The following is a 16032-nucleotide window of genomic DNA, read 5'->3' on the forward strand; positions in this document are numbered from 1 at the left end:
GCAATAGATTTTGCTATCAACAAAAAACACCAAATTCGTGAAAAATAAGCATGTAGCCGTCATAAAAATAACAACTATTGATAATTCTCGTTACGTTTCAGAGATTTTTATCATAAAATTTTTGTCTCACAGAAAGGAAATCATTCAATGGAAAGATTAACTAAAAAGCAATACCCTAAAAATCAAGCTGCAATTACTTGTCTACAGTTTGGTGAAGGGAATTTTATGAGAGGATTCGTTGATTGGCAACTTCAGCAGTTAAACAATCAAGGCCTCTATCAAGGAAATGTTGCAATCGTCCAACCACTAGCTCACGGACTAAGTGACAAGCTGGCTGAACAAGATCAACTCTATACAGTTCTACTCCAAGGGTTAATTGATGGTAAAGTCATCGATACGACAGAGCCGATCACTGTGATCGACCGTACGCTCAACCCTTACGAGCAATGGCAAGAGTTCCTCGCATTGGCAGAAATCGATGAATTAGCCTTTGTCTTTTCTAATACGACAGAAGCTGGTATTAGTTATCATGAAGCCGATACGCAAAATGATCTCCCCCCAACAAGCTTCCCCGCAAAATTGACTGCCTTTTTGTATCATCGATTCAAAATGAATAAAAATGGACTCACGATCATCCCATGCGAACTGATTGATCGCAATGCAGAGCTTTTAAAAAAATTCGTTTTACAGTATGCAAAAAATTGGCAGCTTGAAACAGAATTTATCGATTGGTTACACCAAGAAAATCATTTTTATTGTAGTTTGGTGGATCGGATCGTTCCTGGGTTCCCGAGAGATGAAATCGATGAACTGCACCAACGATTGGGATATGACGATCAACTGTTGGTAAAAGCTGAACCATTTATGTTGTGGGTGATCGAAGCACCGGAGGAATTGAATGAACACTTACCATTAAAAAAAGCAGGTCTGAATGTTGTCTTGACTGATGATTTGACGCCCTATCGTGAACGAAAAGTCCATCTACTCAACGGTCCTCATACTGCAATGGTGGCGATTGGTCTACTGTCAAACGTCTCAACAGTCGAAGAAGTCATGAAAGATCCTCTACTATCCGATTACATCAACACATTAGTGACTAGGGAATTGATCCCAATGCTACGCTTACCTGAAGAAGAGTTGCTGGCATACGCTAGACAAATCAACGAACGGTTCTTAAATCCTTTTGCACATCATCAATTACATGCGATTGCTTTGAACAGTGTTGCCAAATTTCAAACACGATTACTACCTATTCTAAAAAAATACATTGAAAAAAGGGAAGCACTTCCTTCCTATCTGACTGTCTCATTTGCTGCCTTGATCTTGCTTTATCGTGCCGATCATTCGAAAATCCATGTAAACGATGACCCTATGGTACTCGCTAGTTTCGCTGAAGCTTGGGCTGAGCCAGAGACTGCTGTCCTTCAACTATTGAAAAATCCAACGCTTTGGGGCGAAGATCTATCCGTACTTCCTGATTTAACAGAAACAGTTTCACATTACGTGACAGAGATCGATCAAAAAGGCATTCGTAACGTATTATATGAATTGAAAGGATGAAAAACATGACTGATCCAGATTTCTCCACTCGAATCATCCAATTACACCCACAGGACAGCGTTGTCGTAGCTACTACCACGATTCCAACGAATACAACACTTCGCTTCGATGATTTTACATTAACTACCTTTGAAGAAATCCCCTTAGGTCATAAAATTGCTTTGTCTGATTTGAGCGCAGGGGCTGATGTGATCAAGTATGGCTATCCGATTGGTCATCTCTTGACGGATGTCAAAGCAGGACAATGGATACATACGCATAATATCAAAACAAATCTTTCTGGTGAGGAAAGCTACCAATACCAACCAAAATCACGCCCCATCGTCTATCCACAAGAAAATCGCACCTTTCAAGGCTATCTTCGTGAAGACGGACAAGCTGGGATTCGCAATGATCTCTTTATCGTTCCAACCGTTGGCTGTGTCAATGGAATCGCTGAATTGATCATCCAAGAATATAAAAAACGACATGCAGATGACAATCCTTTCGATCATCTCACGATTTTAAAACATCCTTATGGTTGTTCTCAATTAGGCAAGGATCATGAGAATACGAAAAAGATTCTAGCTGATGCGATCCATCATCCGAATGCTGGCGGTGTGCTTGTATTTGGATTAGGTTGTGAGAATAATACGATACAAGAATTAAAGACTAGTTTAAATAAATATAACAAACAACGAGTAAAATTTTTAACTGCCCAAGATGTCACTGATGAAATAGGACATGGCGTCTCTTTGCTTGAAGAATTAGCAGAAATCGCACGAAGAGATTTCCGTGTTCCTGTTCCTCTGGATAAACTAACGATTGGGCTAAAATGCGGTGGTTCAGATGGGTTGTCAGGGATTACTGCAAATCCATTGCTAGGTGCCTTTTCTGACTATTTGATTTCACAAGGTGGTAGCACGATCTTGACGGAAGTGCCCGAAATGTTTGGTGCCGAACAAGTTCTGATGGCACGAGCAGAAAATCAAGCAGTCTTTGAATCGATCGTTCAATTGATCAATGATTTCAAACAATATTTTCTCTCTTATAATGAACCAGTCTATGAAAATCCTTCTCCCGGAAACAAAGCAGGTGGTATCTCTACCTTAGAAGACAAGTCACTTGGTTGCACCCAAAAAGCAGGAAATTCAACGGTAGTCGATGTGTTAGCTTATGGTGAAAAAGTACGTAAAACTGGGCTGAGTTTACTGGAGGCACCTGGTAATGACCTTGTTGCCGCATCTGCGTTAGCTTCTGCTGATTGTCAACTCGTCTTGTTCACCACAGGCAGAGGAACACCTTTTGGTTCTTACGTTCCCACGCTAAAAGTATCAACCAATACACCTTTATTCGAACGAAAACAACATTGGATGGACTTTGATGCTGGTAAATTGTTGACTCAATCCATGGCAGAGGTCTTACCTTTATTTATCGATAAAATCATCCGTGTTGCGAGCGGAGAAGAGACAAAAAACGAAGCCAACGATGTAAGAGAACTAGCTATTTTTAAAAATGGTGTCACACTTTGATTTTTCTTATCACTACCCAATTTGAAATTGAAAGAAGTGAAGTAAATGTTTTTATCTGATGATTTTTTATTAACCAATCAATGGTCAAAAAAACTGTACCATTCATCTGCTGAAAAAATGCCGATCATCGACTATCACTGTCATCTATCACCAAAAGAAATTTATGAGAACAAACCTTTCATTAATTTGACAGAAGCCTGGTTGAGTGGCGATCATTACAAATGGCGTTTGATGCGAGCCTGTGGTGTTCCAGAAGAAAAAATCACTGGTCACGCCTCAGATTACGAAAAATTTTACGCTTGGTGTCAAACGGTGCCGAAAATCATAGGCAATCCTTTGTATACTTGGACACATCTTGAATTGAAACGTTTCTTCCAAATCGATTTACTGATCAATGAAGAAAATGCTCTTAATATCTGGGAACAAGCAAATAAACGGTTAGCTGAACCAGCGTTTCGTCGACGAGAGATTGCGAAAAATGCGAAGGTGACTGTCATTTGCACAACAGATGATCCCATTGACGAGTTAGTCTATCACGAATTATTGGCAAAAGAAGAACCTGATCTCACAGTATTACCAGCGTTTCGACCAGATGCTGCATTAAATCTCACCCACGAGGGATTTTCTGAATGGTTGTCAAAATTGTCTCACGTAATTGGCAAACCAATCGCTGATTACACTTCTTTGATCACCGCATTGAGTCAAAGGATCGACTATTTCCACCTGCATGGCTGTCGCCTATCGGATCATGGATTAGATCGCTTGTCCTATCACAAAGCTTCTGAAAAAGAACTTGAACAGATTTTCCAGAAAGCATTGGCAAAAGAAACACTGACACAGACAGAAATTGATGCTTATCGAACAGAAACACTCAACCGGCTGATCCCTCTGTATCATGCGCATGGTTGGACGATGCAGTTGCATCTCCATGCTTATCGTAACTGCAATACCCAAGCATTCACACGCTTAGGGCCAGATACTGGTTACGACGGGATCAACGATCAACCACTAACCAGCCACCTGCAACAGTTGCTGGATCATGCCGAGAAAAACGATCAATTACCGAAGACCATCCTTTATTCGCTCAATCCAAATGATTATCCCTTACTGCTTGCTCTGATGGGTAGCTTTCAAAAGGAAACGGCTGGAAAACTCCAACTCGGTTCTGGTTGGTGGTATAACGATACCCGAGCAGGCATGCGTGAACAGATGACACAACTTGCTGATAGCGGTGTTTTAGGAAATTTCGTCGGTATGTTGACGGATTCTCGCAGTTTTCTCTCTTATACACGACACGAGTATTTCCGACGTGTTCTCTGTGAGCTGATCGGTGAAATCGTGGAACGAGGCGAAGCGCCCGAAGACATCCATCTTTTAGGAACCTTAGTGGAAGATATCTGTTATACAAATGCGCGAAACTATTTCGGTTTCTTTGAGGAAGAAAAGTGACTATGCAAACGATCCATATCGCAGGCGATTCCACTGCTTCAATCAAAAACCTGACTGCTCGACCAGAGACCGGCTGGGGAGAAGTCCTCGGTAAATACTTCCAACCTAAGATTCGGATAAACAACCGAGCAAAAAATGGCCGTAGTTCAAAATCATTCATTGAAGAAGGACGATTCACTTGCTTGAAAGAAGAATTTCAAGCGGGAGACTTTTTACTGATCCAGTTTGGCCACAACGACCAAAAAATCACTGAAGCAAAAGGAACAGAACCATTTGGTGGGTATCTGGAGGCACTTGATATCTATGCGCAAACAGCCTTATCCTTAAATGTACAGCCAATTTTCTTGACCCCTGTCACACGACGCCTTTACTTAAAAAATGGGGAATTAGATCCGAACTGCTTAGGAGAATATCCAAACGCAATGAGGCAATTCGCAGAAAAAAATAACTACCCTATTTTGGATGTTTTTACTCGATCACAAACTACTCTTCAACAGTATACGCAAGAAGAAACAAAAAAATTCTACTTGCATTTACCAGTTGATACTTATGAAAATTATCCCTCAGGCCTTTGTGACAACACCCATTTTAGTCCAGAAGGCGCTGCTTTAGTCGCTCAACTCGTCGTTGAACTACTAAAAGAAACAGATTTTTCATTAGTAAATTACCTTGAAACCTCTTCTATCTAAAACTCGATTCAAAGAATTTACAATTTTCCCCAGACAAAGCGTGTCTGAGACATTAGGACTCTCGCCCCCCTAAAACCGAATAAACGGCGGGAACAGAAGTAACCTCTTCGAAAAATAAGGAGCCACCCACAAAAATTTTAAAAACAATTTTCGTGGATGGCTCCTTATTTCTTGAGGCTAAACACTTCTGTCCCGACCTCATTCAGTCTATTAAATTATGACTCACCGACACAATCAAAGACTTTGTGTTTGATTGTTATTCTTTGGTTTTTCCGCTAGCGAAGGCCTTCTAGACGTAATTGCCAAGCTGACACCCTCTTTTAATTTTTCAAACATAAAAAGATCTTTATTTTCTATTTGTGGACTTTGGCGGATTTCTTGAAAGATCATTCGTTGGTCTTTCACCGTATAACGTGCATATTCGTGGATATAACGATGAGTTATCATGAGCGAAAGAAGAGAAAAAGGCGTGTGGTTCTTTTGTTTTTCTGTTAACCGCTGGTAAATGACTCGATCCAGTTTTTCTGCCCAAATCAAACTGTTTTGATAATGCTCGAAATGCGTTTTTGTGGATACCCAACGAAAATGTTTATCATAGGCCCATGAATCTTCGACAAGTTGATGTTTCATTTTTTTTAGTGTCTGTAGTAACTCTTTTGTTCGTTTATGTAGAATAAATTGATTGAAAAGGGCTAAGTCAAAAGGTTTTGTAACATTCAATTCTTTAATAGGTGCGTTAATTTCAATTGTCATTTTTTTTCGCATAGGTTCACATCCTCTCATTTGTTTATTGGTATCTTTCTGCAACTTAATGATAACAAAGGATGATCATTGCCTGTCCATCACTTTTTCTCCTGAAAGAAAAAATTGTTTTTTATAAAAAAAACTGGCATGAAATCCTTTAGAGATTTCATGCCAAAGAGTTATTTTGCTGATGACTATTCGCTGTACAAGTCGCGTACTGGTGTCATGATGATACGGTTCAAATCATTGATGATCGTGCTGAATCCTTGTTCTTTTTGCATCAAGTCATTGATAACTTCTTCTGTTTGGATTTTCATTGCCATTTCTTGGGCTCTGGCAGCATCTTCATCGCTGAATTCTTGTCCGCTCATTTGTTTTTCTTGTAATTCGATTTGCATTGCTTGGAAATCTTTGAATAGTTGATGTGCTTCTTCATTCGCTTTTACTTTTGCATAAGCTTCTTCTAGCTCTTTGAATTCTTTTAGTTCACGAATCTCACGTTCGATTTGATTTGCACTATCATAAATATTTGACATACGACGGCCTCTTTTCTTCTATTTAATAAACTCTATTGTAACATGAGGTGATTCGTTTTCAAAGTGCCTACTCTCCCTGGAATCGACGCCATAGATCTCGTGTTGCATCACCGATACCTTGTACGCCTTCTCTCAGCATATCACCAAAATTCCTTAGACCGTCTTTCGCTTGTTCACCATAACGATCTAAATTGTCTTGCCAGTTCCCCTGATTCTCTTCATTGGTTTGTGAATTATCTGGTACTTGATCTGCTGGGACGACTTGACCACCGGTAGCATAGGCATCCGCAACATTGAATCTTGTTTGCTCAGTGTAAGGCAAGATGCCTTCTGCTGCCGATTTGAAGACTTTCCCCACCACATTGCCACTTGTACCTTCTAAGTAGTGAAGTTCACTCGTTTCTTCAAATCCCAACCAAGTAGAGATGACTACATCTGGGGTATATCCAACAATCCATTGGTCATTCGCTTTTGTTGCATCAAAATTGGTTTCTGTCGTTCCTGTTTTTCCTGCCACCGTATAACCATATGGATTCGCTGCAACACCCGTTCCATTTGAGAACGTACCTAGTAACATGCTGGTCATTTGGTTCGCCGTTTCTTCGGAAATGACCTGCTTTGGTTTACTGTTGGTATTATCAACGATGACTGCTCCAGTAGAGTCAACGATCTTGGTGATCAAATGCGGTGTATACATCTTCCCATTATTGGCAAATGAACCATAAGCCCCCGCCATAGTCATAGGAGATACCCCATTTTTCAAACCACCTAACGCTAACCCATAATACTTGTCTGAATCAGCTAAAGGTAAGCCAAATTCTTTTGTCTTATCAAAGCCTTTTTGAAGACCAATCTCATGAAGTAACCACACAGCTGGTAAATTCAAGCTTTGAGCAACCGCTTGATACATCGGTACTTCCCCTTGATAGGTCCCATCAAAGTTGTGTGCATCATAATAAGATTGTGGTTTATCTTCAAGAATACTTGACGGTGTATAGCCAGCTTCTAATGCGGGAGCAAACACACTAAGCGGTTTGATCGATGAACCAGGTGAACGTTTCATCTGCGTCGCAAAGTTGAATCCTCTAAAGACATGTTCCCCACGTCGACCAACGAGCGCTGCAACCCCGCCTGTTTTCGGATCTAGTGCAACTGAACCTGATTGGACCATGGCGCCATCTGTCGCATTTGGAGGGAATAACGCATCATTTTGATAAGTCGCTTCTAGTTGTTGCTGATAATTCTGATTCAATGACGTATAGATTTTATAGCCTTTATTCATGACATCTGCTTCATCTAAGCCATATTCACTAACAGCTTCATCAATCACTGCATCAAAATAATAAGGATAACGATAACCAGACTCCGAACCAGTATACGTATCATTCAAATAGTGCGTGATGTCCGTTTGAGACTCAGCAGTTGCTTGTTCTTCACTGATTTTACCATTTTCTGCCATCACACTTAGCACTGTGTTTTTCCGATTATTGGCATTTCCCGGATGATCGATTGGGTTGTAGATACCAGGCCCCTTTAGCATCCCCGCTAACGTAGCAGCTTCAGACAGAGTGACATTGTTAGCATCCACTCCGAAATAGCGTCTAGAGGCATCTTGCACGCCCCAAACCCCATTACCAAAATAGGCATTGTTCAGATACATCGTTAAAATTTCTTCTTTGCTGTACTTCTTCTCGATCTCAATCGCTAGAAAAAGTTCTTTTGCTTTTCGGTCAAACGTTTGATCTAGTGTAAGATACGCATTTTTGGCTAACTGTTGGGTAATTGTACTTCCGCCACCCCCGCCTGTACCACCAGATGTAATCATCCTTACTGCTGCTCTGGCAATCCCTTTGATATCAAAACCAGGATGTTGATAAAAATTCCGGTCTTCGGTCGAAATAACGGCATCTTGGATCAATGGAGAAATCGCATCTAACTCCACATAAGACCCTTTTTGCGCATACAACGTCCCAGCCTCTTCATTATTTTTATCATAGATCACGGTCGATTGACTCAAACCAGATTTCAGTGTTTCAACATTCGCTTGTTTTGCTAATACAAATAGATAAATACTCGTGATCAATACGAAGATCAGTCCGATCAGTAAAATCAACTTGTTGATATGATATTTTTTCCAAATGCGCTTGCGCCAGCGATGGAATTGTCCAAGGTAAGGCTTAATCCATCGCCAAAAACTGATGAGCGCAGTTTTTATTCTTCCTAACATGCTCTGAAAATCCATTCACTTCTTCTCCTGTCTATTGATCTCATTCTTCTCATTTTAACATAACTAATTATGCGTGACGTCCTGCTTGAGATGTAGGTGTACGCTTTGTTTATTCACAATGTGGATAGTTTAGCATATGAAATGACAGAAATTTTCCATTTTTTTCTTAAATATCTGTTAAAAATGTTACAATGAATCTGAATTTCAATGAAAGGTGTGAGCATGTGGACATCACGATCACGTTACCTGAATCTCATCCAACGATGACGATTCGAGAATTACTAGAAAACGAGTGGCTTGTACCAAGAAAAGTCCGTCACTTTTTGCGTATACGTAAAAACGTCTTAGTGAATCGCGAACCTGTTTTATTCCATCACGAAGCAAAAGCTGGGGACCAGATCACTTTGCACTTTGAGGAAACTGACTATAGTTACCAAGATGTTCAATTGGGGGAAGCAACAAAAGTCAGCGTGTTGTACGAGGACGAGCACTTGATCATTGTTAATAAACCAGTCGGTATCAAAACGCATCCGAATGAACCGACGGAAACGAATACGTTATTGAATCATCTGGCTGCTTACTTAGCTCAAAAAAACCAACGTCCATATGTCGTTCACCGATTAGACAAAGAAACAAGCGGGGCTGTTCTATTCGCTAAAAATCCTTTTATTTTGCCTATTTTAGGTAGAATGTTGGAACAGAAAAAAATCTACCGCCGTTATCAAGCCGTTGTCTGGGGTAAAATTTCTCAAGATGTAACAATCACAGACAAAATCGGCAGAGATCGTCATGATCGTCGCAAACGAGTGGTCGATCCAAGAAATGGGCAACCAGCCAGCACACATGTCCAAGTCGCCGAAGTTTCGGCAGATAAAACAAAGGTCTATTGTGTCCTAGATACAGGGAGGACGCATCAAATCCGCGTACACTTAGCGCATCAAGGCCACCCCATTGTTGGTGACCCGCTCTATCAAACGAAGTCAGCGAAACGTTTGATGCTCCATGCGTTGGAACTCCATATGACCCATCCATTTACACAAGAAAAAATCATTGCACGAGCATTGCCGGGATTATGGTAAACACTTGAAAATAGTCATAAAAAAAAGCTGAGATTTGGGAACTTAATACGGTCCCGATTCTCAGTTTTTTCCTATTTCTATCAAAAAATATAAATCGACAGTAAGCATCTATATGTTTCACTTACATTATATGTATATAAAACATCAAGGAAATCATTCATATGAATATTGAAAGAACTAACCTTTCGTCACAAATTGCTGTAGCAACCAAAGCGACTGCTGTTACTATGGAGAACATGACCGCTGCAATAGATACTGGCTATGAAAAATTGATGCAAGCTGTTGCCCAACAAGGTGCCCAACTGATTAGCGCCCCCTACTGTGCTTATCTGAATAGCAACGAAGACTTTACCGTCTTTGACATTGAGTTAGGGATTCCTATCAATACAGCTATTTCTGCAAGTGATGAGGTGTATATGAGTCAAACGTATGGTGGAAAAGCCGTTATCGCCACACATCAAGATTCTTACGCCACACTTGAGGCAACATACGAGGCAATGCTGGTTTATCTCCAAGAAAATCATTTGGAAAATACAGGCGTTTATTATGATTACTATCTAAGTAATCCGCTTGATACACCGGAAGACCAATTATTGACACAAGTTGTTTTTCCAATCAATTAAGTTCGGATTCATGTTGCTCCAAACCAGTCTCATTTGCAACGATTATTTCTTGTAAATAATACTTCTATGACCAATAGCAAATATTTCAATTATAATTTCAGAGTCAATTATATTTGCTAGTATGCGATAATTCCCAATGCGGTACCGCCACTCACCACCTCGATTTCCCGTCAATCCTTTACCGTGTTGTCGAGGGGTGCTGGTTCCTTCCAAATTTTTTCTAATCCAAGCAACAATTATTCTTGCCTGATTTCGATCCATCTTTCTTAACTGTTTCTGCGCTTGAGGCATATAGATAACTTTATACTTCATCTAACAACTTCTCCATGTCAGACTGAGAAATCCCCTTCTCTTTTTTCTTTTTAGAAAGTGCCATTGCATCTTTTAATAATTTTAAATCAATCTCATCTTCGATTTTATCAAGTACTGACGTCCTGTAAAGTTCCGTCAATGATGAGTTATGTGCTTTAGCATATTCTGCTACTAGTTCTTTTTCATCATCTGGAATTCTAAATGTAATTGTGGATTGTCCCATAATCTACCCCTCCCTCTAATTTGTAACAACATCGTACTAAAAATACATTCTTTTGTCAACACAACGTTAGTACGTAACATATAGAATAAAAAAGAACGGCTACCAATAATGACAGTCGTTCTCTATACCTATTTTTATTCAAGTTTCCATCTAAAAATTAAAAGTCGCTATTTTCTTCTTAGATTTATGCAAATGCGTTTGCTTCTCGATGTGCCTTTTCCGCTAACAGCAGACTTCCAATGATCCCACTTTCATTCGGCATGCCCCATTGAACAATATACTCATCTACTGGCGGTGTTTCCATGTAACCAGCCATCAATGTCATAAATTGTTCTCTCACTTTTTGTAGTAAGTGTGCTTGATTCATGACACCACCACCTAAAATGATTTTTTCTGGCGCTAACGTCAATGTATAATTGACTAATGCTTGTGCAAGATAATATGCTTGGATATCCCAGACAGGATGATCCTCAGGTAAATTTTGTCCTTTGATTCCTGTACGTGCTTCGATCGATGGTCCAGCAGCTAATCCTTCTAAACAGTCTTTATGGAAAGGGCAAGTTCCTTCGTAGTTGTCTTCTGGATGACGTTTGACCATGATGTGTCCCATTTCCGGATGCGCACTACCAGAAAGGATATCGCTATTCAACACGACTCCGCCACCAATACCTGTGCCGACAGTCAAATAGATGCAGCTATTTTTACCTTGCGCCGCCCCTTTCAACAATTCGCCATATGCCGCAGCATTGACGTCGGTTGTCCATGCCAAAGGAACGTCGTATCGTTGTTTGATGCTTCCTAAGAAATCAAAATCTCGCCATCCTTGTTTAGGCGTAGCTAAGACATAGCCATAACGCTCATTGGTTGGATCAATACCGATGGGGCCAAAGGAACCGATTCCAATTGCTTCTAATTCAAAACGATCAAAGAAATCAAATACTAACGCCAACGTTTCCTCTGGTAAAGTTGTCGGTACACTGATTTTTTCAATGATTTCTCCCTGATTTGATACTGCACAAATAAATTTTGTTCCACCTGCTTCTATTCCACCATACATCAATTATTCCTCCTCAAAGCCGACTGTCCGAATCTCATAAGGCTGGAGCATTTCGTCAATCGTCTCTTGACATTCTTCTTCAAGGAGATTCAACCGTTTGCCTTTTTTGCCATTTTTCATCAAATGTAACGATTCTAAATGACTAGACATATTGAATCCTCTCGCTACTAGTTTATCATTAAGTTTGCTTCGTTTCAAAGCAGTAATTGCAAACGTTTCCCCTTCGATTGATAAATATTGTTTTTTCGGTGATAGTTTGCCTACTTGATTGGACAATTGCTTTGTCGAAAATGGAATTTGAGCTGCATAAGCATGTTTGTATGTGTCAAATTTATCTTTTCCGGAGTGAACCTCTAAACTGTAATCGAATTGGTGAACACCTAAACACTGTGCCTCCGGTGTCGGGAAATAACCCCAGTCGCCCATCTCACCGACGCAACGCAGTAATGTCACCGCAATAGTTTTTCCATCCAAGATTTCATATTCATTCAAACCAAAATTACCAATCGTTATCCCTTGGCTTTCATCCCCTAATTGGACAAAGGCATGTTGATGCTGGGGATTGGTCGGGTTCTCCCAACTTGCAGAGACTTGATTTGGACGAGCTACGACTTCAAAAATACTATCTGCTTCGTGTTGTTCCACATGTAACTTCGTCGGGAATAAGACACGTAAGCGATGATCTTTCATCTGATTGTCGATAGTTGTTTTAAAATCGATCTTTTTGCTCTCTGCACGCAACGTAATCAGTGTTGTGATTGTCAGTGGCTTTGTTTCTTTTGCGCGTTGGGCTTGTCTAAAGCGGAACTCTCGTACCATTTGTTGCTCTTTTTCTAACCGAGCATCTGCAGAAATAGGGATGTCAATGGTTTGAGTTAGCTTGATTTGAGCGATTTCAGATGTATCCTTGATGATCTCAACAGTACTTGTCGGTTGGTCTTTTGAAAGAATCGCTTTTTCATTCTCTGGTTGCTTGAAGATATATTCGTTACCGATGTCACCGACGTCTTCAAATGTCAATAACTCTTCAAATTCTTGCCCGGTCGTTTTATCCAATAAGGTCAATGTCCCATTTTGCTCAATGGATACATGCACGAATTGATTTTCAATACAGCTTCCTGCTTGAGTAATCATCGACTCTTGTTTTTCATCCGCAACTCCTTCAACTAAAGCGAATGTTTCCCAAGAAAATGCGGGCATTTCATCAATTGGTAGCTCAATCGTGACATATCTTGCCATATATGGCACTCTAAAGCGATCTTTCGGTAAATCATAGCCAAATGATACAACTTCTTCAGAAACCAAAGCTGGGATCTGTTTTTTGTCAGACGTTTCCACATGGTAGTATTTCTTAGGTTGCTCCGCCAATTCTTGATATAGCTCCTCTGGAATCCCTTCTGCAAATCGTTTTCGTTCCAACTCTAAAGTGATTACGGCTGACCCTGTTTTGGTCATTCCAGCGGTATTAAAAACGACAAAAGGATAACTTTCCTTCGAAAATCCACTGGTATCAATAGCTGTTGCCAGTTGATCCAACGCTTCTTGTGCTAAAAATCTCCCCACTTCATTGGCTTTTTCAAAACGCGGGATCATTTCTCGATGTACGGAGTCAACTGAACATCCGCAAATGCTATCGTGAGGATGGTTTTGCATCAGTGTTTTCCAAGCATAATCTAATTGATCGTGGGGATACTTTCCTGTTACTTCATACGCCATCGTTGCTAAAGGTTCTGTGACATTTTCAAGTTGACGCTGTACTTTTGTGTTCCACTGTTTGAGATAAACTCTCGCAGAAGCTGTATTGGCTAACGTATACCAGCCATCGGTTTCTTGACTCGTCAATTCTCCTTCAACTGCGCCAAGATCCTGAGGAAGATCCTGTTGTACAGTTGCTAGATAATCCGTAAAGTTGGAATGAATAAATTCATATTCAGGATACAATTCATTGGCTAATCGAATTGCTTTTGTTATATCTTTTTGTACAGGCTGGTGATCCACCCCATTCATCATCAGTAAATGGTCCGTTGACGCATATTGCTCGGCATCTGCTAACTTCTGATCCCAAAAACGAATCGCAGCCTCTTTCTCAGCTGGAATCTCATTCCCATTACTGTACCAGTTGGCAAACAATAACCCAAAAATCTCCGTTTGATCAGGACCTTTCCACCACATCTCAGAATATTGTGACGAATAGTTCTCAGCTTCTAGTACTTGATTATCAAAGCCAATCGGTTTCACCCCACGACCAAACGCAGCAGCTTCTAGTCCTACTTGCTTCATCATTTGTGGCGTTTGTCCCATATTGCCAAAGGTATCAGGGAAATAACCTAGCATGACCGGCGTTCCCCATTTGCGACTTTCTTCCATACCGATCAACATATTCCGAACATTTGACTCTGAGCTAATTAAAAAATCATCCTGTAAAATATAAAATGGTCCAATCCGTAATTTCCCTGCATCGATGGCTTGTTGGATTGCTTCTCTTTTTTCAGGACGTACTTGTAGATAGTCATCTAAAATAATGGTTTGTCCATCTAAATGAAAGCTGTTGAAGTCTGGATCGGTTTCAAACAGCTCCAACAAATCATCCATTAACTCCACTAATCGCATGTGATGTTGCTCATATGCCATGTACCACTCACGATCCCAATGGCTATGAGAAATGATATACACTTTTTTCTTCATATCTATTCTCCTCCTTATTTTTCCACTCGGATATCAAAGTAATCCATGACTAACTCACAAAACATCATGTTTGCCCAAGAAAACCACTCTCTTGTATAGTTTTGCGGGTTGTCCACATCAAAACCTTCGTGCATCAAGTGTGTCCCTGCATCGGTCGCTACTAGTAAGTCAAGGATTCGTTCTTTTTCTTGTTTGTCTTCTGTCGTCATTCCTTCCATCGCTAGGGCGATTGGCCAAATATAATTCTCGGGCGTATGCGAAGAACCAATTCCTTTTGCATACTTCCCTTCATAATAGTAAGGATTCTCTTCACTTAACAAAGTGTTTCGCGTATTTATATAGTGTTCATCTGTACTGGAGCAATAACCCAAATAAGGTGCTGAAATCAAATTAGGCACATTGCTATCGTCCATTAATGAGGCATTCCCTAAGCCGTCTACTTCATATGCATAAATCGTTTCACCTTGTTGATTTTCGATTTTTCCATAGGTGGCAATCCCCTCTTGGATGGCTGTTTTTAAGTCGTTTGCTTTTGCAACGATTTCTTGGTCTTCAAGAATTGAGGTAAAAATCTCTTCCACATATCCTAGAATAACTACAGCAAACATATTGGATGGGACAAGGTAGCCATATTGACAGGCATCATCGCTCGGACGAAATCCTGACCAAGTCATACCCGTGGGCGCAATCGCCGATCCACGTCCCTCGTTGACTAACGTATCTTCTTTTCTTGTGGTGTCTCTTGTAAAGTTGTAAGGCGATTGTCGATGGTCTTGTTCTACTTGGAAAACTTCTAAGATTTTTTTTATTCCCTCAATAAATGAGTGGTCAAATTGATCTGTACGTCCGGTATTCTTGTAAAGTAAATAAGCTAGTTGAACAGGGTAGCATAAAGAATCGATTTCATATTTTCTTTCCCAGATCCAATCGTTCATTTGAGTGTGATCGGTTTGATGCCCTGCGCCATTTGCTTGTTCATTGAACGCATTTGCATATGGATCGATCGTGATATAGTAAAATTGCTTTTTGACTAACCCACTGATCATGTCAGCTAAATCTTCATCCTCTTTCGCAATCACTAAATAAGGACGAACCTGCGCGGTGGAATCACGTAACCACATTGCAGGGATATCTCCTGTGAGTAGAAAAGTTGTCCCATCCTCTTGCCTTTTGACTGTGGTCAATAACGTATTCGCAAAGGCAGAAGAAAAATTCTTAGCCCAATCTGCATGCTCTTCTCCACATTTTTGTATCATGTCATCCATAAATCGCTTCACTGAATTAGGTATATCTTTATAAGCCATATTATATAAACTCCCTTTTATTTGATATGTCAT

At 40.3% G+C, this 16032-nt stretch carries 14 protein-coding genes; 6 read left to right on the plus strand and 8 right to left on the minus strand.

Annotated features, from left to right (window positions below; translation table 11 throughout):
• The first annotated feature begins 147 nt into the window (after nucleotides 1-147).
• The 4 genes from IGJ19_RS13150 to IGJ19_RS13165 are packed head-to-tail and all read left to right on the plus strand — an operon-like array spanning nucleotide 148 to nucleotide 5209.
• Complete coding sequence (locus IGJ19_RS13150) at nucleotides 148-1560, plus strand: tagaturonate reductase (RefSeq protein WP_074801333.1); 1413 nt, start codon at nucleotides 148-150, stop codon at nucleotides 1558-1560.
• 5 nt (nucleotides 1561-1565) lie between these two features.
• Nucleotides 1566-3071, plus strand: coding sequence for a UxaA family hydrolase (locus IGJ19_RS13155; RefSeq protein ID WP_430604199.1), 1506 nt, complete (start codon nucleotides 1566-1568; stop codon nucleotides 3069-3071).
• A gap of 45 nt (nucleotides 3072-3116) precedes the next feature.
• On the plus strand, nucleotides 3117-4520 hold the full coding sequence (gene uxaC, locus IGJ19_RS13160; protein WP_430604200.1) for a glucuronate isomerase: 1404 nt from the start codon (nucleotides 3117-3119) through the stop codon (nucleotides 4518-4520).
• A gap of 2 nt (nucleotides 4521-4522) precedes the next feature.
• Entirely contained in the window at nucleotides 4523-5209 is a 687-nt protein-coding gene (locus tag IGJ19_RS13165) for a rhamnogalacturonan acetylesterase (RefSeq protein WP_176285351.1), read from the plus strand.
• Nucleotides 5210-5443: 234 nt separating this feature from the next.
• Here the strand turns inward: IGJ19_RS13165 and IGJ19_RS13170 are convergent, their stop codons facing one another.
• From IGJ19_RS13170 to IGJ19_RS13180, 3 genes are all read right to left on the minus strand, one after another.
• Nucleotides 5444-5974, minus strand: a complete 531-nt coding sequence (locus IGJ19_RS13170; RefSeq protein WP_071867566.1) for a hypothetical protein — start codon at nucleotides 5972-5974, stop codon at nucleotides 5444-5446.
• A gap of 173 nt (nucleotides 5975-6147) precedes the next feature.
• Nucleotides 6148-6489 (minus strand): YlbF family regulator, encoded by a 342-nt coding sequence (locus IGJ19_RS13175; protein ID WP_010734167.1) that lies wholly within the window; start codon nucleotides 6487-6489, stop codon nucleotides 6148-6150.
• Nucleotides 6490-6556: 67 nt separating this feature from the next.
• A complete protein-coding gene (locus IGJ19_RS13180) occupies nucleotides 6557-8731 on the minus strand; it encodes a PBP1A family penicillin-binding protein (protein WP_074801345.1) in 2175 nt (724 codons plus the stop codon).
• 209 nt (nucleotides 8732-8940) lie between these two features.
• On the opposite strand from IGJ19_RS13180, the gene IGJ19_RS13185 reads away from it, so the two are divergent.
• The gene (locus IGJ19_RS13185; RefSeq protein WP_071867549.1) at nucleotides 8941-9795 is read left to right on the plus strand and encodes an RluA family pseudouridine synthase; all 855 of its coding nucleotides are present in this window, start codon (nucleotides 8941-8943) and stop codon (nucleotides 9793-9795) included.
• A 161-nt stretch (nucleotides 9796-9956) separates the two neighbouring features.
• On the plus strand, nucleotides 9957-10418 hold the full coding sequence (locus tag IGJ19_RS13190; protein WP_074801351.1) for a GyrI-like domain-containing protein: 462 nt from the start codon (nucleotides 9957-9959) through the stop codon (nucleotides 10416-10418).
• Nucleotides 10419-10460: 42 nt separating this feature from the next.
• Here IGJ19_RS13190 and IGJ19_RS13195 read toward each other — a convergent pair whose 3' ends face one another.
• The 5 genes from IGJ19_RS13195 to IGJ19_RS13215 form a co-directional block, all read right to left on the minus strand.
• A complete protein-coding gene (locus IGJ19_RS13195) occupies nucleotides 10461-10730 on the minus strand; it encodes a type II toxin-antitoxin system RelE family toxin (protein WP_019723048.1) in 270 nt (89 codons plus the stop codon).
• A complete protein-coding gene (relB, locus tag IGJ19_RS13200) occupies nucleotides 10720-10953 on the minus strand; it encodes a type II toxin-antitoxin system RelB family antitoxin (RefSeq protein WP_019723047.1) in 234 nt (77 codons plus the stop codon). Before relB ends, IGJ19_RS13195 begins: the two co-directional genes overlap by 11 nt.
• Before the next feature lie 184 nt (nucleotides 10954-11137).
• Nucleotides 11138-12010 (minus strand): ROK family protein, encoded by an 873-nt coding sequence (locus tag IGJ19_RS13205; protein ID WP_074801357.1) that lies wholly within the window; start codon nucleotides 12008-12010, stop codon nucleotides 11138-11140.
• A gap of 3 nt (nucleotides 12011-12013) precedes the next feature.
• Nucleotides 12014-14695 carry an alpha-mannosidase gene (locus IGJ19_RS13210; protein ID WP_430604201.1) on the minus strand — a complete coding sequence of 894 codons (2682 nt, stop codon included), beginning with the start codon at nucleotides 14693-14695 and terminating at the stop codon, nucleotides 12014-12016.
• 14 nt (nucleotides 14696-14709) lie between these two features.
• Nucleotides 14710-15999: a glycoside hydrolase family 125 protein gene (locus tag IGJ19_RS13215; protein ID WP_115358327.1), complete on the minus strand. Its 1290-nt coding sequence runs from the start codon at nucleotides 15997-15999 to the stop codon at nucleotides 14710-14712.
• Nucleotides 16000-16032 lie beyond the last annotated feature (33 nt).

The sequence above is a fragment of the Enterococcus sp. DIV1368b genome (assembly GCF_050529595.1).
Classification (GTDB): Bacteria; Bacillota; Bacilli; order Lactobacillales; family Enterococcaceae; genus Enterococcus_B; species Enterococcus_B mundtii.